The sequence below is a fragment of the Flavobacterium sp. DG1-102-2 genome, assembly GCF_033042555.1.
In the GTDB taxonomy this organism is placed as follows: Bacteria; Bacteroidota; Bacteroidia; order Flavobacteriales; family Flavobacteriaceae; genus Flavobacterium.
The window spans coordinates 13660-33850 of the sequence record NZ_JAWLIK010000010.1; the positions used below are offsets into that span (position 1 = coordinate 13660).

23 protein-coding genes are annotated in these 20191 nt (G+C 39.8%); 4 read left to right on the forward strand and 19 right to left on the reverse strand.

The window, feature by feature from the left end; genetic code table 11:
- Positions 1–110: 110 nt before the first annotated feature.
- Positions 111–2399, forward strand: coding sequence for a T9SS type A sorting domain-containing protein (locus R1T16_RS13950; RefSeq protein ID WP_317501732.1), 2289 nt, complete (start codon positions 111–113; stop codon positions 2397–2399).
- Between the two features lie 27 nt (positions 2400–2426).
- Entirely contained in the window at positions 2427–3140 is a 714-nt protein-coding gene (gene recO / locus R1T16_RS13955) for a DNA repair protein RecO (protein WP_317501733.1), read from the forward strand.
- On the opposite strand, the gene R1T16_RS13960 is transcribed toward recO, so the two are convergent.
- From R1T16_RS13960 to R1T16_RS13990, 7 genes are all read right to left on the reverse strand, one after another.
- The gene (locus tag R1T16_RS13960; RefSeq protein WP_317501734.1) at positions 3137–3769 is read right to left on the reverse strand and encodes a hypothetical protein; all 633 of its coding nucleotides are present in this window, start codon (positions 3767–3769) and stop codon (positions 3137–3139) included. The two genes, recO and R1T16_RS13960, sit on opposite strands and share 4 nt — an antisense overlap.
- Positions 3766–4233 (reverse strand): CHAP domain-containing protein, encoded by a 468-nt coding sequence (locus tag R1T16_RS13965; protein WP_317501735.1) that lies wholly within the window; start codon positions 4231–4233, stop codon positions 3766–3768. The genes R1T16_RS13960 and R1T16_RS13965 overlap by 4 nt, the downstream gene beginning before the upstream one ends.
- Positions 4226–4840 (reverse strand): phage holin family protein, encoded by a 615-nt coding sequence (locus tag R1T16_RS13970; RefSeq protein ID WP_317501736.1) that lies wholly within the window; start codon positions 4838–4840, stop codon positions 4226–4228. Before R1T16_RS13970 ends, R1T16_RS13965 begins: the two co-directional genes overlap by 8 nt.
- 265 nt (positions 4841–5105) lie before the next feature.
- Positions 5106–5543: a hypothetical protein gene (locus tag R1T16_RS13975; RefSeq protein WP_317501737.1), complete on the reverse strand. Its 438-nt coding sequence runs from the start codon at positions 5541–5543 to the stop codon at positions 5106–5108.
- Positions 5544–5554: 11 nt separating this feature from the next.
- Entirely contained in the window at positions 5555–6136 is a 582-nt protein-coding gene (locus tag R1T16_RS13980) for a Panacea domain-containing protein (protein WP_317501738.1), read from the reverse strand.
- Positions 6137–6433: 297 nt separating this feature from the next.
- Positions 6434–6679 carry a hypothetical protein gene (locus R1T16_RS13985; protein ID WP_317501739.1) on the reverse strand — a complete coding sequence of 82 codons (246 nt, stop codon included), beginning with the start codon at positions 6677–6679 and terminating at the stop codon, positions 6434–6436.
- Positions 6676–6924, reverse strand: a complete 249-nt coding sequence (locus R1T16_RS13990; protein ID WP_317501740.1) for a hypothetical protein — start codon at positions 6922–6924, stop codon at positions 6676–6678. Before R1T16_RS13990 ends, R1T16_RS13985 begins: the two co-directional genes overlap by 4 nt.
- Before the next feature lie 82 nt (positions 6925–7006).
- On the opposite strand from R1T16_RS13990, the gene R1T16_RS13995 reads away from it, so the two are divergent.
- Entirely contained in the window at positions 7007–7816 is an 810-nt protein-coding gene (locus tag R1T16_RS13995; RefSeq protein WP_317501741.1) for a hypothetical protein, read from the forward strand.
- A gap of 38 nt (positions 7817–7854) precedes the next feature.
- On the opposite strand, the gene R1T16_RS14000 is transcribed toward R1T16_RS13995, so the two are convergent.
- Genes R1T16_RS14000 through R1T16_RS14010 form a run of 3 tightly spaced genes read right to left on the reverse strand, consistent with a single transcriptional unit; the run spans position 7855 to position 12995 of the window.
- Positions 7855–10713 (reverse strand): hypothetical protein, encoded by a 2859-nt coding sequence (locus R1T16_RS14000; protein ID WP_317501742.1) that lies wholly within the window; start codon positions 10711–10713, stop codon positions 7855–7857.
- Between the two features lie 36 nt (positions 10714–10749).
- Complete coding sequence (locus tag R1T16_RS14005; protein ID WP_317501743.1) at positions 10750–11433, reverse strand: hypothetical protein; 684 nt, start codon at positions 11431–11433, stop codon at positions 10750–10752.
- Positions 11379–12995, reverse strand: a complete 1617-nt coding sequence (locus R1T16_RS14010; protein ID WP_317501744.1) for a hypothetical protein — start codon at positions 12993–12995, stop codon at positions 11379–11381. Before R1T16_RS14010 ends, R1T16_RS14005 begins: the two co-directional genes overlap by 55 nt.
- 151 nt (positions 12996–13146) lie before the next feature.
- On the opposite strand from R1T16_RS14010, the gene R1T16_RS14015 reads away from it, so the two are divergent.
- Entirely contained in the window at positions 13147–13560 is a 414-nt protein-coding gene (locus tag R1T16_RS14015) for a hypothetical protein (RefSeq protein ID WP_317501745.1), read from the forward strand.
- 106 nt (positions 13561–13666) lie between these two features.
- Here R1T16_RS14015 and R1T16_RS14020 read toward each other — a convergent pair whose 3' ends face one another.
- The 9 genes from R1T16_RS14020 to R1T16_RS14060 form a co-directional block, all read right to left on the reverse strand.
- A complete protein-coding gene (locus tag R1T16_RS14020; protein ID WP_317501746.1) occupies positions 13667–14857 on the reverse strand; it encodes a hypothetical protein in 1191 nt (396 codons plus the stop codon).
- Positions 14854–15324, reverse strand: a complete 471-nt coding sequence (locus R1T16_RS14025; RefSeq protein WP_317501747.1) for a hypothetical protein — start codon at positions 15322–15324, stop codon at positions 14854–14856. The genes R1T16_RS14020 and R1T16_RS14025 overlap by 4 nt, the downstream gene beginning before the upstream one ends.
- The gene (locus R1T16_RS14030) at positions 15317–15766 is read right to left on the reverse strand and encodes a hypothetical protein (protein ID WP_317501748.1); all 450 of its coding nucleotides are present in this window, start codon (positions 15764–15766) and stop codon (positions 15317–15319) included. The genes R1T16_RS14025 and R1T16_RS14030 overlap by 8 nt, the downstream gene beginning before the upstream one ends.
- A 402-nt stretch (positions 15767–16168) precedes the next feature.
- A complete protein-coding gene (locus tag R1T16_RS14035; protein WP_317501749.1) occupies positions 16169–16693 on the reverse strand; it encodes a hypothetical protein in 525 nt (174 codons plus the stop codon).
- 47 nt (positions 16694–16740) lie between these two features.
- Positions 16741–17202 (reverse strand): Fic family protein, encoded by a 462-nt coding sequence (locus R1T16_RS14040; protein WP_317501750.1) that lies wholly within the window; start codon positions 17200–17202, stop codon positions 16741–16743.
- Entirely contained in the window at positions 17202–18257 is a 1056-nt protein-coding gene (locus R1T16_RS14045; protein ID WP_317501751.1) for a DNA-binding protein, read from the reverse strand. Before R1T16_RS14045 ends, R1T16_RS14040 begins: the two co-directional genes overlap by 1 nt.
- A 68-nt stretch (positions 18258–18325) precedes the next feature.
- Positions 18326–18619 carry a hypothetical protein gene (locus R1T16_RS14050; RefSeq protein ID WP_317501752.1) on the reverse strand — a complete coding sequence of 98 codons (294 nt, stop codon included), beginning with the start codon at positions 18617–18619 and terminating at the stop codon, positions 18326–18328.
- On the reverse strand, positions 18616–19650 hold the full coding sequence (locus tag R1T16_RS14055; protein WP_317501753.1) for a phage terminase large subunit: 1035 nt from the start codon (positions 19648–19650) through the stop codon (positions 18616–18618). Before R1T16_RS14055 ends, R1T16_RS14050 begins: the two co-directional genes overlap by 4 nt.
- Positions 19634–20176, reverse strand: a complete 543-nt coding sequence (locus R1T16_RS14060; RefSeq protein WP_317501754.1) for a terminase — start codon at positions 20174–20176, stop codon at positions 19634–19636. Before R1T16_RS14060 ends, R1T16_RS14055 begins: the two co-directional genes overlap by 17 nt.
- Between the last annotated feature and the right edge of the window lie 15 nt (positions 20177–20191).

Consider the following 20191-nt stretch of genomic DNA (forward strand, 5'->3'; position numbering starts at 1 on the left):
CTCAGGTTTTTTTATGCGTATTGCATTTGGCAGGTCTTATTTTTTCAGGCAATTATACAAAAAACACAATAAGCGCGTTTTACCTTATATTTGCGCAAATAATTGCTTTGATGAAAAAAGTTTTCTGTCTCTATATTTTTCTTATTTCGTTTACCTTTTTTGGGCAGACAAGTTCGCCCTGGAGGAGTTATTTTTCTTATAATGACATTGTAGATGTATCGCAATCGCCAAGCCGCGTGTTTGGCGCGGCAAGCAGTGCCATGTTTGAAAAAAACCTGGGTACAAACGATCTAAAGACGATTACCTCTGTAGATGGACTTAAAGCAGAGACTATAACTGCGGTGCATTACAGTACAGAGTATAACAGAACGCTTGTGGGCAATCAAAACGGGTTGCTTATCGTTATTAATGGCGATGGTACGGTTATAAACAGGATAGGGATCGTTCAGGAAAGTACCGTTATTGCCGCTAAGAAAAAAATAAACAATATTTACGAATATGAAGGTAAAGCTTATATAGCGACCGATTTCGGTATTGTGGTTTTTAATATTGCAACATTAGAATTTGTGGATACATATTACCTTGGTCCTAACGGTGCAGAAATTCCGATTTTACAATGTGCCATACACGAAGGAATAATATATGCGGCCACGCCATTTAACGGCTTATATGTAGCGCCAATGGGAAGTCAATTCCTTAATGATTACAACCAATGGTATACCGTTGACAATGGTCAATTTACCGGTGTGGTGTCTTACAACGGCAGTTTGTATGCATCTTACAGCTCTGGTGCCGTAAGCAGGTTTGTAAATGGAAGCGCTGTTCCCTTTACAGTTTTACCCTCCCAGGTTGTAGATATGAGAGTTGCAAACGGGTACATGATAATTACTTGTACAAATCGTGTTGTCGTTTATAATGAGCAGTTAACAACAGTATCGCAAATCAATGTGATTCCGCTGCCCGAAGCGCAGGGAGCCGTCTTTAGCTGTGCAACTGTTGCTGCCGAAACAATCTTTGTGGGTACTCGTGATCATGGTATGTTCTCGGCAGGATTTAATAATTTGAATTTTGAAAACATTACACCAAACGGGCCGCAGCGAAGTAAAATATTCAGGGTTAAAAAAGCACCGTCAGCCTTATGGGCAGTGTATGGAGATTATGATTATTATTACAATCCTTATCCCCTTGAAAATTATGGAGTGAGCAAATACAATAATGAAAACGGATGGACAACAATTACAAACGATAAATTGTTTAATGCGGCATCTATATCAGATATTGCCGTGAGTCCCACGAATGAGAACCTTGTATATGTGTCTTCTTATATCAACGGGCTAATCAAGATCCAGGACGATCAGCCGGTTATACTTTATAATAACCAAAACACAAATGGCAATCTTGAGCCGCTGCCCGGGACTTCATCTGACGTTAGAATCAACAGCCTTGCGTTTGATAAAGCCGGAGATCTATGGATGACTAACGCAAGGGTTGAAAAATCTGTTAAACAGCTTAGAGCATCGGGTAATGGTGCATCATTTAGCTCTTATACAGTAAAGGGAACGATACTGAATCCGGCAAATAATGACTATGCGAAGATGGTAATAGATAAAAATGGTACCAAATGGATACCTACCTCTTACAGTGGTGTTTTGGCATTTAATGAAACGCTTGACAAGAAAATAATAATTACCGAAGGTGCAAACGGCAATTTGCCATCTTTTTCTTCAACCTGCGTGGCTATAGATAATAATAATCGTTTATGGATAGGCACTAACAAAGGACTGCGCGTTTTACCGGGTGTTGACCGTTTTACAACGGAAACATCACTTACAACTAATCCTATAATTATTCTTGAAGATGGCCTGGCCCAGGAGCTTATGTACGAACAGGGAATTACAGATATTGTTGTGGACGGGAGCAATAACAAATGGATCGCTACAGGTGGAGCGGGAGCTTTTTTGGTATCGCCTGATGGACAGCAAACCCTGTTTCATTTTACAAAAGAAAATTCGCCACTTCCAAGTGATATAATAAATGATATTGAGATTGATAATGTAACCGGGGAAGTATACTTTGTTACAGAAAGAGGAATGGTTTCCTATAGAGGGACTTCTACAGAGGCGGCTGAAGACCTTAGTAAGGTATACGTATTTCCAAATCCCGTACGACCTGATTTTGATGGTAATGTAAATATTAGCGCTTTACTGGATAAAGCAAATGTTAAAATTACAGATATAGAAGGTAATCTTGTATATGAGGCTACATCAGAAGGGGGAACGGTACTTTGGGATACCCGGGCCTTTGGAAAATACAAGGTGGCATCAGGGGTATACATGATATTCATATCGTCGGAAGATGGCACGCAGACGAAGGTTAAGAAGGTAATGATAATAAGGTAGCTGAATTTATTTGACAACCACTAAAAAATGCTTGTAAAAACAAAGGCGATAGTATTGAGCGCTTTACGCTATCAGGAAAAAAGCCTGATAGTGAAATGTTTTACGGAGTCTGACGGCCTTAAGTCCTATTACGTTCGCGACGCTTTTTCATCAAAAAAAAACAGTCAAAAAACGGTTTACTTCCGTCCGTTAACCATTCTTGAACTAGAAGCCTCTCACAAAAATAAAGGTACACTTGAATATTTTAAAGAGGTTAGAATTGCGCATCCGTATTTTACATTGAATACAGACATCGTCAAAACCTCTATTTCAATATTTGTTGCAGAGATGCTGCATCACTGCATAAAAGAAGAAGAAAAGAATGATGCCCTATATTCATTTCTTGAAACCGCATTGCTTTGGCTTGACAGTCATGGTGAAGTGGCTAATTTTCACTTGATATTGCTGTTAGAAGTAAGCAAGTTTTTAGGATTCTATCCAGACAGTTCAGAGACCAATCACGCATTTTTTGAAATGACCGAAGGGATTTTTGTGCCTTATGCTTCTGTAAGCTGCCTTTCCGTCGAGGAAACCCAATTACTTCGAAGGCTTATGCCCTTAAAGTTTGATAATAGCACCAAAGCCTTTCATGTTACTGAAAGGCAGGCACTGCTAAAAATATTGTTAGATTATTATGCCATACATCTGGATGGATTTAAAAGGCCAAAATCGTTAGAAATTTTAAAAGAAGTTTTTAGTTAGCGGGAAATTAATAGTCCGCTTGCCAGCCCACACGCCAACCATAGATACCATTTTTTATAAAAAGGATCTGGATTTATAACTTCTACAGATTTGATGTCTTTGATTGACATGTAGGGATTTGAATTACTAATCTCGGTTACAATTGTCTCGCGCCCCAAAAGCCATTTTCGTTTTATTCCAGTAATCACAGTACTTTGGTTAGGAATGAATAGCGAATCAACTTTAAAACCTTTTTGATCAGAAGTGTAATTAAATCTAAACCATTTGTCTTTTATCTTTCCATGTTTTTCAAATGTATATTTAATTGAGTCAAGGTAGTTAATGGCTATAGTGTCAATTTTTAAAACGGATTTGTAGTGTATAATGGATTTAGTCTTAAAAAAATGTGTTGATAATAGAGCTAATTCTGCGTCTTTCTGAATTACAAGTTTTTTCATTTGGGTATTTGTAACTTGTAAAGCTTTTATCGAAGCAGTTGTTGTGCCAATTTGATTAATATAGTAACGAATGGTATCTTTATTTGCTATTGAGTTTTCTATGGCGTTACGTTTATAAAAATTACATTTTTGGATAGATCCGATAGAAAAAAGCACTAAAAATAATATGATGATTTTCCAAATCCTAGTCATACATCTAATATATTTGGGTGTACAAATAAAACATTTGCAGCTTTTCTTGCACGTTTCATTACCTGGCCGCCATTACTCTGATTAGTTAATGAAGTATTACCCTCTATGGTATAGAATTCCTTAAACGGAATTTTCCAATCATAAAAGAGACCTACATGGTCATAGTTCCCGTCTGCATTCCAGTCAAAAAATACAAGATCTCCCGGTTTGGGGGACAATGTAATAGTATGATATTTTTTAAAATAGCTTACTGCTGTGGCACATCCGGCGAATCCTTTTGCGAAGCCAATTTTTGGTAGTTGAAAACCGGCTTTGCTGTAAACCCAGCTGCAAAAAATGCCACACCATGCCACACCATTTAGCCCAAACCATTCTCCGTATTTAGTTTTATTGCTATTTGCCGGATTTTCTGAATATCCAATTTCTGCGAGAGCTATGTTTATAATATTTTGAATATTACTCATTTTCTTTTTCACCTTTAAGAATCTTGTAGAGTTTCCAAGCTTGAGTGATGATTTCCTTAATTTTTAATATTATATCGAACCCCATGCGCTTAATGTTTTCAAAGAAGATAGAATATATTTCTATTGCGCAGCAAAATGAGATAACAATAGTGGTAAACGTTACTTTCTGAATTAGGTGATGAGGTTTAAATTCGCCTATCATAAAAATATATTCGATAAAGAAAGCTATAAGTATAGCAAGGCCGTAAGTTATAAACTTTAAAATTGATAGTCTTAATTTTGAAGATTGTAAAAAATATCGATCTACATAAAGTTTCGACTGTTTCCTTTTAGACTCGTTATAATTTGCAACTATTCCTGTTATGAAATCAAGGAGGATTCTGGCTACAATGCCGCTGCCTATGGTGGTAACGGGCTTGCCAAGCGATTTTAGGTAATGGTAAATGTCGAAACCCACATCTACCAGTCCGCCTTCGCTATTAATGTGCACGTTGTAGGCGGTAGCTTTGGGCTGCTTTTTTACCTGGCCTATCACGTCAATAAGCTCTACGCCCGTAACACCGTCAAAAGTGCCTATCTGGCCGGAGATATAAATGTTTCCTGTCATTCATTAGATTTGAGATTGAAAAATTGAATGATTGAAAAATTAAAAGATTGAGGAAGGATTTGAAAATTTGAAGATGAAAGCTTTGGTGAGAACAAAAATTGATTTTCCGGAAATCAATGATTGAAGAATTGTTCTGAATTAAAAGGCTAACTGCTGAATTTTTAAATGTTTCAATCTTTAAATCCTTTCAATTAATTACAGTACAAAGGTACGGCGGGTTTTTAAGTGTTTACTGCAATGGGTTTTGCAGTAGATTCTAAGTTAGCTATAACAATCGTTTAAATTTATTCTTTACAATACATGAATTCTTAAAACATTCTCTGACAGAATCTAATTCATTCGAATCTAAAGTGCCCATAATTTCATAATGAATATTTTCGACTGAATATTTTTGAAAAAAGGCTGTTTTATCAATGCTGTGTAACCAACAACCATGAAGATAGGTGTCTTTATTGAAAGAAAAAGAAGTATTCGAAGCAATTATGGTATGTGCTTTAAAGCAATAGGTTGTTTGCTGAGCTTTGTCTAATTCAATGCATCCGTGTACAACTTTTGTGTCTGTCGGGAAATACTCAATACTAGACGGTAATGACACCATGAGCTGTATGTTATCAATTTCTTTTATTACGAGAAAAAATTTATTCTTTCTCTCCCCATTCTCAAATTCATAATTAGGGATATGTAGTATGGTGCCTTCATCCATAAGATATAACCTTATTGATTTTTGAACTGTTTTAAACTGCTTTCTAAATTTAAGTGATGTAAATACTTGGAAAGTTTAATAGGGTCTTCCTTTATTAGTTCTGTAAAATCTAATTGAATATTTGAACTGTTTGTAAAACCTGAATTAAAACCATCAAGCAAATTGTTTTTTAAAGCGGCATTGTACCACAAAGAATCCTTTTTGTGAGTAAAATCAACAAGAACATAAGCAGGATGTTTTTTTACAGCTTCAGTTATTTTCTCTAAAAACGTAATTTCTTTAGATGAAAACTCATCGTCACAAAAATCCTTTTTTGCTTTGACATAAGTTTTGTTTTCATGTCTTTCTAAAGAAATATAATCTTTTAAAATAGCTGGCTCATCTGATAAATCAATAAATATGTCTTGTGCCACAGGGCCATACTGCCAAACCTCATATTTAAGATTCAAGAATGGAATACCAGTTTCTGTAATTGAAAATTCATCTAATATGTAAAGAATTTTTAAAAGCTTAGTCTTAGATAAATCTTCAATTCTTTCAGCTAAGAAAATAATGGTATTGGCTAATTTGTCTATATCTTCTTTTAAATACATATTTAAAAATTATAGGGTTTAATGGCTTATAAAGGTAATTAAGGCTTGAAAATTTGTGCAAATATACGGATAAAGATAATTAATAGATATGTAATATTGCACATTTTAACAAAAAATGTAATTTAATTGTTCTATTAACTGCTTTGTTTTTAGATTGTTGCTCCCTTTCAAACGAATGCTGGGTAAGCAAAACACTTAAAGATAATATTAGTATGGGCGAAAAGCAAATTGAAAAATATGTATAAAAATTGAAAATGATTAAAATTAGCACCATGTTGAAATCGGTAATAATTTAAATTACCTCCCCTCCATAAAAGCAATCACATTAAAAACAGTGCGTTCGCTCACTTTATAGTCTTCGGCAACCATGCCGGCGGCCCAGGTTTTTTTAGGTTTGCCATATTCTTTGAGCAGCAGTTCGGTTTGTTTCAGGTAGGCTTCGTAATATACTTTCCAGTCCAGTATATGCACCGGGATAATGCCTTTGCCCATAAGTTTTATAAGGTCGTCGCCAAGGCTTGAAATAGTTTCATAACGGGTCATTGCCATTTATTTTCAGGACAAATATCGGTAGAGCGCACCTTAGCGCTAAGGGGGCAGCTGCAAACAGCGCAGTAAAAGCCTTCAACCTCTTTAATACTGTCTTTTACAAAGGCAAGCAGTTTTCCGTGTTTGGCATATGGGCAGGCAGCACACACTGTAGAACGCTGTTTTGCAATGTTTTCGGTAACTTCGCTCTTGTCGAGGTAGTTTTTCCAGCCGTTAAGTATATGATTTAAAGTATTCAATAAGTTTTTACGTAAGAAATATTGTCGGATTGTATTTTTTATATATTTGCGGTATTATAAATCATTTAAATTTTTACACGCCATGAAAAAAATCATGTTATTATTTGCCTTATTGTTAAGCATCAACAGTTTTGCGCAAAATTATCCGGGTGAGAAGGTAGAACTATTGGTTGGCAAAACTATCAGGGTTATTCCTAAAGATGAATCACTTCAAAAATATGGTTACACTGATTTCTTTAAAGATCCGGACTTTCAAAAAAACTACAAGAAGTCAGGTACAAGTACTCCTTATGCTGAATTAGCCGGTAAAGAATTTAAAGTAGTTTCATTTGAAAACTTTATTGCCGGACGTTCTACAAAAAAAACCAGACTTGTACTGGAGAACCCAGAAACAGGAACCTTGTATTTTAATTATAATTCAATTTCTCCCAATACCTTTCCGTTTGAAGTTATAGGGGGACTTGAATATCCTGAAGGTCATTTTTGCAGTAATATAGAGCCGGTTAAGGCCGAGCCTTACGAACCGGGCGGCAAATTTTATGCTACAAAAAAAAGAACTGATGGAGTTTTATTATATGGTTATAAAGGCCAACATGAAAATATAACATTTAAGATAAATTATAGTACAGGTGAAGAACGGTTCAAAACGGTAAAACAGAAAGGTATTACCCTGACATTTGATAACGGTGAAATCATTTCAAGACCGGATGATGAAGTGTTGCCGGATAGTGATGGAAATAATGTTTTGTCTGCTTCGATTATGGTTTTAGAAGCTCATAAACTCAAGCTGATAAAAGAGCACAGCGTTGTGTCAATCAAAGTGGGGAAATACGAAATAAAATATAAAGAAGGATTTGCACTAAAAGAATATATTAAGTGTATGCTTAAATAATTATATTTAATACCCTGCACTTTGCAGGGTATTTTATTTTAAAAATTAGCCGCATCCCTTACCCTTACATAGCTGTTGCCCTCAGTAACAATATCCTGTACTGAAACTACAGGAGGAGGCAGCATCCTGTTTGCCTGTGCAATTCTCAGGGCTAATTCATCAGTATTAAGTGTTTGCTGCGCAATTTCGCGCGACACGATGCCTCCGCCTGCAAAATAATTTGGTGCCGATGTTCCACCTGCCGGAAACGCATTGTTGAATGCCGTAAAATGGCGTGCTGCATTACGGTTCATAACGCCTATGAGTTCGCCCTGTTCGGCTTCAAACTGTGTGCCGTCTGCTCCTGTAAACATAGTACCTCCCGCACTGTGCCTGTTACCGCCTACCGAAACCAGACCTCCCTGCTCAAATTTTGGGCTCTTAGGTTTTTTGGCACTTTGTATGTCTTTAATCTGCTTTGCGGTTTTAACAGCGGTATTAGCCGTTAAAACCCCCTTTAACACTGTATCGATTAATGGATTGCCTGTAATGGAACCTGACCAGATAGATAGTATTGCCTGCCCGGCATTCATGGTAGCCTGCGCTATTGCCAGCTCTCTAGATTGCCCAAAAGCCTCTGTTAAAGCATTGGCAACGTTTTGCATATTGCCTAATTGTACCTGCGCATTTTCTATTGCTAATTTTTTCTTATTCTCTGCGGTCTCTTCATCAATGGCCTTAATGTAATCTTTTTGCTGCTGCTCGCTTATAATGCCATCATCGCGCCATTGCTGGTACTTTGCTACTTCTGCATCGTGCCGTGCATCCTCAAGATCCAATTTCTTTTGATACTCCGTTGTATTATTTTGATACTCCATTGCTGCCTGGTCGGCTGCCTCCTGAGTTTTCCTCGCTTTTTCAGTTTCTTCCTGCGTATGAAATTTGTCGATATTCGACTGATTTTCGGCGGCATATTGCTGCTCAATTTTCAATTTTTCAGTATAAAAGCTGATAGCATTTGTACCTCCTTTTACAGCCTCTTCTTCAGACATGTTTATTTTTTCCTTAGAAATGCCTTTTTCCAGTGCAAGCTGCTCTAATTTAAGTTGCTTTTGTTTGTCCAGCCTGTCTTTTTCATCATCTATAAGTTGCTGTGTAAGTACTTTATTTCCTTCCAGTACGCTTTTAGACTTTGATGTTTCAAGATCGAGTAATGCTTTGCTGTTTTCTATATTTAACTGTGTGATATTTTTTAATTTTTCATTTTCAATGTTTTTAATTTCAGTGCTATATTCAATCCAGCTTATTTTCTTTTGCTTAAGTTCTTTCTTAGCAATTTCCACTGCTTTTTTAGCATGTTCATTTTCATAAGCTATAGCCTCCTGAAGCGTTTTAGAATTACTGTCGTTTTCAGCTTCATATAATTTAAGCATTTGTTTTTGCTTATCAAGAGCATCATCCAGTAGTTTCTGGCGGCGTTTTATTTCCTTATCTGCGGCGTCCTTCCTTATACCATCAAGCGAGTCCTGCAATTCCTTTTCGGAAGATTTGTAAGTATTTGCAGCTTCGTCACGGGCCTTTTTCATTTCTGCCAGTTCCTGTCGTTCAGCATTTGTATATCCGTTTTCACTCATCTTTAAATCGTTGAGCTTAATTTCGGTATCCATACGATCCAGTGCCAGCTTGTTTTGTTCTTTAGCAATTTCTATAGCTTTAAGAGTTGCTTTTTCCCTTTCGGCATGAGTCAGGTTAGTGTCGTTTGCAATTTCTTTTTGGGCGTCAAGCTGGCTGCTGAGTTCGCTCATTTTAGATGTATAATTTGCCTGGCTGCGATCCAGTTGTTTTTGAAGACTGTCTATTTGCTGCCCGCGTTTTATGGCTTCATCGAAGAACTGTCCGGTAGCTTTTGCTGCGTTCTGGGTTTTGCCTATTACATCTTCCACACCGGTTGCGGCCTGCAAAACCCCATTGCTTATTTTTTTAAAATCAAGATCCATTATACCTTCCAGTATGGTGCCAAAGGCTGTAAAACGGTTAATGAGGTTTTGCTTTACAAACTCATACAGGTCTTCCATACTCTTTTTAGGATTGGTAAACGCCTCAAAAAGGAACTTGCCTATTTGCTGAAATACACCTGAAAGTGCCTGAAAAACTGATTGCAACGGACGTGTTACTCCTGTTACGGCATCTATTCCCTCCTCGGTATTGGTAAGGTAATCTATAATAGGGCTTAACAGACCGGTAATAACCGTTAGTGCGGCTCCAAGCGGAGTAGCCATAAAGGCAATGGCCGATTTTGTCATGCCCATTATTCCTGTGCTCATGCCCTCAAAAGCGCCTTTTACCAGCGGACCCACACCTCCGGCTTCCTGCGCACGACTTATGAGCCCGCTAAGGCCTCCGTTAAAAATATTGATTTCATTAAAAGAATCTGCCACCTGCTGCTTGTAGTCGTTCATAGTGGTAACGAGTTTAGCATGTGCCGATCCGTTTTCCTGCAACCAGGTGTTGTTTTCCTGCAGCTTGCCGTTTATGGCGGCCAGCCTTTTTTCGTAATCATCGTCATTGCTGTTAAGCTGCTTTTTAAGGGCGAGCAGCCTTTGGTTATTGGCCATATAATCGTTCTCGCTGTTGTTAACCTCGTTTACGGCATCTTTTACAGCTTTTTTTACCGATACCAGCTTACCGTCTTCTGTTATTTGTGCCGAAAGCGCTGCCGTTTGTGCGCGCTGTGCGGTTGTTAATAATTTAAGGGCGGCTTCGTTTGCCTGAAACTGTTCTGTGCCTTCTTTACCCTTTTGGGAAAGTTTTTCCTGTTTGTCTTTCAGGTCTTCTATCTGCTTTGCTGTTTTTTGCATGCTGTCTACCAGCGACTGCGTATCAATATCAAGTTTTGCAATGGTTATATTTTTTGCCATTTTTTGTTGTGAAGCCAAATCTTGGTTAACAAGGTTTTAGATACTATTAATTGTCCTCACGTCAGGAATATTGATAGTTACGTTGTTAGAAAGCTTTCCTTTTGCCCTTAGCTGAAGCTTGTAGCTGCCCCGTTCAAGATTGAATGTAACCGGTGAGGTTCCTGCAAATGGCAGCGATATCCACGCGTTATTGCCGGGGTCATATTCTACGATAACGCCTGTTATCGTATCTGTAGTTTCATAATATATAGTGACCTGATAAGACGAAATGACAACCCTGTTTATTTTTACTGTAAAGGGTTCAAACATATTGTCAGGCACTTTTATCAACTCACATTTTACAGGCTTACCGGGAATGTAATTAATTATCTTGTTCATTATAAAGTTAGCTCCAAGCTGTTCTATGTAATAGCGTTTCTTAAAATCAAAGTTTATAATGTCAGTGTCTTTAAGCAGCAGCTCTGCCGTAACGATGCAGGCTTTGTCAAGCACGTCTTCCAGAGGAGTATAGTATTTCGCCCTTATGTCGGCAAAAGGCAGCCCGGTAAATGTTTCAAACGGTATGTTTGCAAAAGCGGCCCAATCCTGCATAAGGTCTGAGGCGATAAGATGTGCACCCGGCATTACTTCAGGCCTTAAAAAATAGAATCGTTTGTCAAGGGGTTTTATGTCAGGGCTGCTTCGCCCGGCTGGGGGTCTTCTACCACTTCCTTGTCCCACAACCGGTAAACATTAGTAGGCCTGCCAAGAAGTGTCACGGTTCTTTGGTTAGGACTATAGAGTTTAGATTTGATAACATCACGCTTCTCGGGCAGGTTTGTATTCGCAACAGTTAAAAAACCATCATTATAACTGCTTTCTTTGTCATGGTAGTTATAGCGAAACCAGTTTTGCTGTGCATAGCTGCCATACAGATAATTTTCTGAAACCTTTTTTACATATTTGTCACTCAGGTCTATTACTACCGATTCCCTAAACAATTCCTGAAGTGTTACAAACGTAAGGGTTTTGCTGTACTTGTCCTTATACATTGTAAGGCCGTAGCGGCAAACTATTTCGTTAAGAAAATCACGAACGGTAAATTCTGAAAAAGCATCATTAAAGTCAAATACCCCCGGTTCAATCTTAGTAAGTTTAACCTTTAACGCACTGCCAGATGCTATTGTAAACATCCTGTATGATTCCTCTTCAACAGCACCAATGCCCAGGCAAATACTTTCGCCTTGATTAAGGGTGATGAACAAGGTTTTAGAAAATTCGGTACTGGATGGAGTATACATCGAAATTACCTCTGAGGGTATGACTGTTAAAGCAGTGCTGTTTATTGCATTTTTGCCTAATATAATCCTGCATGGTGCAGGTATGGAAATATCCTGCGGGTTGTTTTGCAGGTTATAGAGCTGCTTTCTTGTATTTAACCGTCCTGATATCTCCAGCTTGTATTTACCCGTTTGCGGTGCTATAAGATGAATCTGCCCATTATTATTCATCGTCTCGTTGTATGTTGCTGTGTTATTGTAACGGGCAAAATATTTACGCACGTACGGGGCGCTTTTTGTAGTTTCTCCAATAAAAGAATAACTGCTGCTTTCAAACAGCAGTTCCTCGTTTTCTATCGATAAGATACCTTTAGGATACGTCATCCACAGGTTATTGAAATCGGGAGAATCAAAAATTGAACCGTTGCAGTAAAATTCATTTTTAGTAAAGATCTGTTCCCAAAGCCATGCAACTTTAACCGATGGTACAAGGTAATCTATATTTATGGCGGGAGCAGGAGGCTGGGTCACAGGAGCCGTGGTCATTGTCATGCCGTTATAGTCGGCTACGATGTATTTATATTTTAAAATATCATCTCCTATCCAGCTTGATGTAACAGTAGTAAGGTTTTTTTCGTGTGTAAGCTTGTCCAGGTCAAGGCTGGCGAGGGTTTGGCCTTCAATTTTTTTATAGAAATCTATAATACCGTCATAAATTACGGCTTCATAATCGTCTCCGCCATCGGTAATTACTGCCCAGCCGTTATACACAAAACACTCGCCGGTATCGCTGTAGAGGCTGCATTCATTTTTTTGGTACGGTACGGCAGAATCATTCCCTGTAACAGTCAGGAAATTCATTATCCTTAAGTTGTTTGCCGTTTTAGGCAGTTTAAATTTATTGGTATAGCCGGCCTGCCGGTTTTCAAGACTGTTCAGGTCGTTTACCTGTTTTGTCTGGGCTATAACCTGCCCGGCAGAAAGGTCTGCCTGCTGCCCGTTTATGTAGAGTAACAATGCCATTGTTTTTAGTTACACAAGTATCGTTAAAAATTAATGTTGGAGCCTGTAATATCAAGCAATTGTAAACAATTGGTTACTATGCCAGCAGGCTGTTTTTTTGAGATATAAATTGCATAATATTGAATCAGAAAACACAAATACATCTAACGTTTTGAAAAAAATTATCCTACTACTTACTGCCCTTATTGCACTTGCCTGCTCTAATGACGAAACCGAAACAGTTGCCGTAAACCAAAACACCTTTAACCCGCCTGCATGGATTCAGGGTACATGGGCTAAGGAAAATGCTGCCGCTGCCGACTATAATTTTGTAATTAATGCCGATAACATCTGCAGTACTGCAGCCAACACAAATTCGGCCTGCTGGAAAGAGGGCATTGCCGAACTGAAAAAGAAAAATGCCAACTACGTGATAAGCGAAGAGGCTACCGATACTTTTTACAGCGTGAGCTATACGGTAAATGGTAAGGTAACATCTGTAATGTTCACAAAAATGGACGATAACAAAATTGACGTTTTTGTTCCTGAAGGCGCCGACCCAAAAGGTGCAGGGGAATACTTATGAAAGTTGTAAAGTCATAAAGTTTCAGAGAGGCATAGTTTCAAGGTCTAGGGTCGTAAAGTAAACTTGTAGTAAAGACTTTATGACTTTAGGCTTTAAAAACACTTAACTATAATGTCTGCGTAAACCTTATTGGCAGTTCAATATCAAAAGTAAAATTGGTTAGCGGCTGCTTAGGGTTTTTTAGCCGTGCCGATCCTGTTTTGAGTGTAACTTCTATCCAGCTCCTGTAGCTGTTTTGCGATAGGGGCTTTCCTGTAAACAGGTATATCTTTGGGCTGTCTAAGATGCCCTCAACAATGCGGCGTTCGTCTTCGGTAAGCAGTTCAGCAATAATTTTAAGTGTATCGCGGCTTTCCTTGCCGGTTTGCACTGTTCTCCCAAAAGAGTTTTCAAGGTTGTCGTTATTGCGGTCTATCTCGTCGTTGTATTTTGTGCTTCGGTCTATGGCATAGGTGTCTTCAAACAGCCAGTAGCTATAACCGCCCATGGCGTTGAGCCATTTTAAATACACTCCCTCACAATACGGTACCTTTTCTATGTGCACCCATCTTTGCCTTGTGGCAGATGTACTTACCTTCAGCTTGTTTGTGCCTTCGGCCAATGGCAAAAGTGTTTCCGGCGTTTCATCGGTACGCCCGTCAGAAAAAGTGATCCTTGTAATATTGCCTTTCGGCGAAAGGGTGGTGGTAAGGGCATTGGTTTGGTTTACAACAGTAAAGTTTCGGCGTGCAATAAGCGAAGCGTTGTAATCTAGCACGCTTATATCAAACGGATAGCCTTGCCAGTATTTAAGGTAATACTCGTTTACAGTGTTTTTTTTTGTTGGAGACAGCATTAAAAGATCTGATGTGGCAAGCCTTGAATAATCGCCAAACTGCTGTGTCCCACCCAGCCACACCAGCGTATTGGTAACCGAATCTGCCTCAGCAGTTTTGTGGGTTACGTTGATTTTTAAAACTCCGTTTAATAGAGTCCCGTTGCTAAAGGCATAGGTAAATGAACTGCTGTTGCCCGCCGCCAGCGATGTTTGCAGGGTATCTTCAAAATTGCGTGTGTTAAGGGTTGCCGCCACATAGGGCTGAAGATTAAGATAAAACTGTCCCTGCGGATTTGGGTATAACCTGATTGTAAAATAGGTTTTAGGTTCTGTACCTACCATCAAAATTGCAGATGTTTCGCTAAGGGTAACATCGGCGTAAAGTGCAGGATCGGTACTGTCGCTGTAAAATCGCAGTATATCGTTGTTGTAGGCCATGCGCAGCTTGCCGGCATCTATAGGGGTTACAAATTGTATCATGCCTGTAGAGTATTTAGGTAATCAGAAATCTTGGTTGTAAATTCGGTAAGCTGGCTTTCGCCAATCTTGTCAATGATGAACTGAATACGTTCGGGAGTTACCACACTGCTTATTAGTTTTGTGCCGTCGTGATTGTTCCTGTTCCAGCCCTCACGGCCTATCTTTCGGGCAATAAGAAACGCGAGGCTGCTAACCGACATGCCTTTCTCCAGCCGGTTTGCAATGCCTTTGTCTTTAAGCCATTGTTCTATCGCTTCGCTTGGCGGTTGTGCGCCTGGCCTTCGTCCATTTTCCAGCTGCTTGCCGTAGCTTTCCTGATGTATAGCTGCACTGTTTCCCGATACCGATACGCTCAGGCTCTCTGCCCATTGCCCTGACGCCCGCATGCCGAGATCGTCATACCGTGCGATAAGCTCGTTTTTAAGGGCTTCAAATTCGGTAAGCAGTAGTTGGGCAGTGCTACTCATAATTTGCCGGTATGCGAAGTTTATAGCTGCACAGGAGTCCGTCCATATTTGCATCGAGCGCATCAGTAACGTCTATGTTGTCCCATTGGTTCACTTCTATGCTTAGGCAGGCAAGGCTGTTGCCAACGTTTTTAAATACCCGGAGCAGCGGTTCTATGTGCTGTGTGTATTTTGAGGTTTCGGCATCGCCTGCTTCGGCAAAATAGTTCTGGTCAAGGTCACTCTGCTTTACAAGGAAGAATTTCCCCTCATAATTGGCAGCGATAATCATGGTTCCGCTGTCGTTGTATTCGCTTTTGCGGTTGGTAAACTCGTGAAGCAGATAGGTGGTGGCTGCTTCGGCAGAACCGTCTAAAAGGTTCAGCGCGGCTTTCTTGCCGTAGTGGTAAACGAGGTTGTTGTTAAGGGCTATGTCCTGGAGTATGCGTACTATGTCTTTCATGAGAATGTGGATTTGTTTGATTTGTGGATTTGGTTAATAGTCCTCACCCCTCCCGATAGCTATTGAGACTCTCCGAAGGAGAGGGGAGTGAGCCTGGGGTGTTTTATATTGGTTTAATGTTTGTCATTTCGACCGAAGCGCAGCGTAGTGGAGAAATCTCAACAATTTTATGGGATTATAAGAGATTCTTCAATTCCGCTTCGCTGCATTCAGAATGACAGTAGCGATGAATCTGCGCTGTTGTCATTTCGACCGAAGCGTAGCGTAGTGGAGAAATCTCAACAAGTTTTATGGGATTATAAGAGATTCTTCAATTCCGCTTCGCTGCATTCAGAATGACAGTAGCCATGAAATCTGCGATGATCCGCCAAAATCCGCGTCATCCGCGTTCAATACTGAAAACTACTTCGAAGCAAGCTTCCTGTACTCCGTTTCCACCTCATTTTGTGTTTTGGTTTGTGCCAAAAGGCTGAATATTTCGCCGTAGGGCTTACGGCCAAGGTCAAACGGGTATTGCCCAAAGAGCTTGCCCAGTTGCAGCAGCGGAAGCGTGTCGCCATAAGGTTTGAGCTTATCGGCGCCTGCCATTTGCCAAAGGTGGCTATCGGTGCTCAGGGTGGTAAGCAGCTTATTTTCGGTGGCTATGGTGCGCTCAAATTCGGCTACCACAAACTTCCGTGCAGCGAAGAATTCGGTTACAGGGGCTTTCCAAAAGGCTTTTTCGTCAATGTCAAAGCATATCTCAAAGAGCTGGCGTACATCATTCCAGTCGACAATCTTTGGCAGCAGCCTGATGCAGTATTTTACATTGGCATAGGGCATGGCACTTATGTTCATTTGCCTGTTGCCAAAGCTGTTCTTCGGGTTGAGGTGTTCCAATAGGAGGTCGTAATGTAAAGTATCCCGCAGGCGGGTGTATTGTTTCATGGAAATGTTTTTCACTCTTCCATTTTAAGAAATATTGTCATAATGACTTAGAATAAATTTTCTTCATTTTCATTATCAACAATTGCAATTGCGTTTATAATTTTTAATTGCAATTCTTCTGAGAATTCATTATCATAAACAATTGAAATAATTATTTCATATAGAAGTTCTTTTGAGATTTTATTATCAGCAACATGAACTGCGACATTTTCCATTTCCTTTATAAAATAGTCGACCTTGTAATCAAGGCCATTAATTTCCATAAAATATGAGGAGAGAACAATTGATGATCTTTTGTTACCATCATTGAATGCATGATTTTTATTTATCGAATAAAATAAATGACAAATTTTGTCCTCAATTAAAGGGTAATACAAATCATTTTTTACATGTTCTAAGACACTATCAATAAGACCTTTGTTCAATACACCTTTTCTTCCGCCACTATTTTCGATTATAAAATCTTGTACCCGGAGAGCATGTGCTATGTCGAAATATAAATAGCTCATTATCGATCTTTTAAACGTCTAAAAACATCTATATTTTCTTTGAGTCGGTCTTCTAAAGATTGACTTTTTTCACCTAAAAATTTATCAAAATCCTCCGCACTAACAGTATTAACATATTCTTTTAATTTCTCATGTAATGCATCTCTAAATGCCATGTCTCGGCTTGCCATTAATCCTCTGGCCTTTTCTCTTAGGGGTTCATATAATTTATCTGAAAATTTCTCGAATTTTCTGAAAATTTCATGTGCTTCGGAAAGTGAAAATTGATTTTCTTGATTAAGTTCAAATTGTTCTTTAAGATATGCTGCAAATCCGTTCTCATAGCTGCTGATTAGGTCTAAAACCTCAGTGTACATTGTAGATCTCACACTTTCTTTTGCCTTTAAATCTAAAACCTTTCTATATTCTTTGGAATTTTCCTTAAAAACGCTTTTGTAAATTTTATCAGTCAATTGACTATATTTAAATTGATTTTTCTTTATATATAAATCTATGGCATTTGTAAATTCTTTTCTATAGTTTATTTCTCTTAAAGCAGCAGGTAGAAATTCCTCTTCTCTTTGATTTATATATTTTGTCGATCCACCTAATTTTTTGTTAAGTACATCAATTACAATATTTAATACAAAGCTTCTAACTTCTCTTGCTTTTTCAGAAGTTTGTAATAGCATGCCTAAATTAAGTAGAGATTTGAAAGTGAAGACTGCTAAGCTCGCTGCTCTTTTTCCAACAAGCTCTTTGTCATCGTCTTGCATCAACTGACCGACATGGATGTCGGTCAGTTCATTTACTTTTTCTTTGAATAATTTTAACCTAAAACCTTTGAAAATTTCATATCCTGAAGCACTTAATTCTTCGGTGTGGTCTTCTAAAAGTCTTTCAATAGTTCTATTATCGACCTCATAAAATCTAGCAAGTTGATTTAAAGTATATCTGAATTTATTTTCAAAGAATATGCCTTCGAACCCAAGTTGACTATATATTTCTTTTATAGCAGTATTGTTGTTTAGAATATTGCGCCTGTCAACTTTTGAACTGGTTAAATCTTTTTCCATAATTGAAGTGTTGTAACAAAAATATACAAATAAAAATTATAATTTATTGATTTGGTATTAATCTGACACTAACCAACCCTCACTCTCGCACTATAATCTTTTCGCAGTGCAAACCAATAGCGCATCATGATGCTGTCCCATTCATCGGGGGATCGGCCTATAAGTTCCTTGATTCGGTCTTTGGCAATGATGCCTTTGCGTCCGTCTTTGTCAATGTCCTTTAGTTTTACCTGTTCCATTTCTTCGGCGGTGGTCTGGCGCACCAGATCGTCATCGCATATTTCGCCCACAAGGCGGTTGGTTATCATTTCGGCCATTTTTATGGAGCACTGGCTCTTCAGGTTATCAAAGTTGGGTTTCACGTAGGTATTGCCCTCTCGCATTTCGAGGGGGATGAGTTGTTTACAAATCCCTTGCATTTCAGGAAGTCTACCACGCCGCCGCCCACGCCGTCTTCATCGGCAATTGTGTTGGATAAGGCGATTCCGAATTTCGACTGTAGTACCCGCGCCCTGCCTACCACTTCATCAAGACCACTTTTGGCAATCGATTCCCGTTTTATGCATACCCACCCATGCCAGATACGGAACACCGTTTTGTCCTTCCCTTTTCGGGCAACATCTATGGTCATGTATTTTACGCCATTCGGCAAAAGATGGGTAGGAGAGAAGTAATCGGCAATGCTGTCATGGTCTATCAGGGTTGCCGGGTCGTCGTCGTATTCCCAGTTGCCAAAGTAAAGGCGTTCGCGGCTGTTCTTATCGAGCCGCAGCAGCGATTGCAGGTAGCTTGGGTGCAGGTGCGGATTGTCGGTTGGCAGCGACTGGATAAACCGGCGGTAGGGGGCAAGCCTGCCTTCGCGGGTGGTCTTGTAGAATTCTTTGTACGTCCAGTTCTTGGCGGGGTTACAGCTACCCAGCATCTTGGGGATGAGGTTAAACTCACTGAGCTTGTAGCGTATCCTCGACTTGACTATCTGCCATGCGGCGTAGGCCACCTGGTTGCATTCGTCTATAAAAGCACCTGTAATTTCGAGCGACCCCAGACTGTCGAAGTTAGGGTCTGAGGGATATAAGAACAGGTCTTTGAGAATGATCTCACTGCCATTTTTCCAGTGTATGATATGCTCCGCCGACTTATAACTGAACTGGCCGCCCAGCTTTAGCAGCGTTGCCAGCTCAAAGAAGGTGTTGAGCGTGGTTTCCTTAAGGGTTTTCAGCTTGCTTCTGCCCATAAGCCAGCGCGTACCGGGGAATTTCTGGCACATTTCCATAAGCCAAAGGCAGCCCAGGGCACTCTTGCCGCCACCGGCAGCGCCGCCGTACAGCACCTCTTCGGTTACATTATCTTTCAGGAAATAAATGGCGTGTTCCTGCTTAATCAGCAGTTTCATGAGGGTCAAGGCCGTAGCCCAGGTTTAAAGTGACGGCTTTATCGTGAATATCATCGTCGTCACTGTATTTGTCACTCCACAGCTTGGGGTTTCGGTTTTTGAGCCAGAACTGCTGGCTGCGGAAGTCGGCCGGAATGTGTTTTTCTACTTCCACGATCTCAACGCGCTCCTTCTCTACGCGTTTGCCGTTGTCGTCATAATAAATTTCTTTGCATTTGATGGCCTGTTTGGTGGTAATCACCCTGTCCAGCGTTGCCTGGTACAAACTCGCCGCCACCTCCATATCAGCCGATTTCTTGCCACGGGTAATGGCTTCGGCAAAGTCGGCGTAAGTGGTTTTCCAGTTCAGTATGGTTTTACGGCATACGCCAAAGAACGCCGCAAGGTCACGGTCCTGCACGCCAAGCAGACACAGCTTATGCGCCTGCGCGCCATACTCGTCACGGTACTCGCTCTTAACGCCTGGTTTTCGGGTGGTTTTTTTAGTGGGTAAATGCAAAGAAGCGTGTGCTTCTGCTTCTGTCATTGGGGTGGGTTGAGG

What these genes read in the sequence shown, in the direction of transcription:
- R1T16_RS14060 (WP_317501754.1), bottom strand. Translation starts at nt 20,176, where the DNA reads ATGACAGAAGCAGAAGCACACGCTTCTTTGCATTTACCCACTAAAAAA.
- R1T16_RS13975 (WP_317501737.1), bottom strand. Translation starts at nt 5,543, where the DNA reads ATGGATGAAGGCACCATACTACATATCCCTAATTATGAATTTGAGAAT.
- R1T16_RS13980 (WP_317501738.1), bottom strand. Translation starts at nt 6,136, where the DNA reads ATGTATTTAAAAGAAGATATAGACAAATTAGCCAATACCATTATTTTC.
- R1T16_RS14020 (WP_317501746.1), bottom strand. Translation starts at nt 14,857, where the DNA reads ATGATACAATTTGTAACCCCTATAGATGCCGGCAAGCTGCGCATGGCC.
- R1T16_RS14055 (WP_317501753.1), bottom strand. Translation starts at nt 19,650, where the DNA reads ATGAAACTGCTGATTAAGCAGGAACACGCCATTTATTTCCTGAAAGAT.
- R1T16_RS14035 (WP_317501749.1), bottom strand. Translation starts at nt 16,693, where the DNA reads ATGAAACAATACACCCGCCTGCGGGATACTTTACATTACGACCTCCTA.
- R1T16_RS13950 (WP_317501732.1), top strand. Translation starts at nt 111, where the DNA reads ATGAAAAAAGTTTTCTGTCTCTATATTTTTCTTATTTCGTTTACCTTT.
- recO (WP_317501733.1), top strand. Translation starts at nt 2,427, where the DNA reads ATGCTTGTAAAAACAAAGGCGATAGTATTGAGCGCTTTACGCTATCAG.
- R1T16_RS14045 (WP_317501751.1), bottom strand. Translation starts at nt 18,257, where the DNA reads ATGGAAAAAGATTTAACCAGTTCAAAAGTTGACAGGCGCAATATTCTA.
- R1T16_RS13960 (WP_317501734.1), bottom strand. Translation starts at nt 3,769, where the DNA reads ATGACTAGGATTTGGAAAATCATCATATTATTTTTAGTGCTTTTTTCT.
- R1T16_RS14000 (WP_317501742.1), bottom strand. Translation starts at nt 10,713, where the DNA reads ATGGCAAAAAATATAACCATTGCAAAACTTGATATTGATACGCAGTCG.
- R1T16_RS14025 (WP_317501747.1), bottom strand. Translation starts at nt 15,324, where the DNA reads ATGAGTAGCACTGCCCAACTACTGCTTACCGAATTTGAAGCCCTTAAA.
- R1T16_RS13965 (WP_317501735.1), bottom strand. Translation starts at nt 4,233, where the DNA reads ATGAGTAATATTCAAAATATTATAAACATAGCTCTCGCAGAAATTGGA.
- R1T16_RS14010 (WP_317501744.1), bottom strand. Translation starts at nt 12,995, where the DNA reads ATGGCATTGTTACTCTACATAAACGGGCAGCAGGCAGACCTTTCTGCC.
- R1T16_RS14030 (WP_317501748.1), bottom strand. Translation starts at nt 15,766, where the DNA reads ATGAAAGACATAGTACGCATACTCCAGGACATAGCCCTTAACAACAAC.
- R1T16_RS13985 (WP_317501739.1), bottom strand. Translation starts at nt 6,679, where the DNA reads ATGACCCGTTATGAAACTATTTCAAGCCTTGGCGACGACCTTATAAAA.
- R1T16_RS14040 (WP_317501750.1), bottom strand. Translation starts at nt 17,202, where the DNA reads ATGAGCTATTTATATTTCGACATAGCACATGCTCTCCGGGTACAAGAT.
- R1T16_RS13970 (WP_317501736.1), bottom strand. Translation starts at nt 4,840, where the DNA reads ATGACAGGAAACATTTATATCTCCGGCCAGATAGGCACTTTTGACGGT.
- R1T16_RS13995 (WP_317501741.1), top strand. Translation starts at nt 7,007, where the DNA reads ATGAAAAAAATCATGTTATTATTTGCCTTATTGTTAAGCATCAACAGT.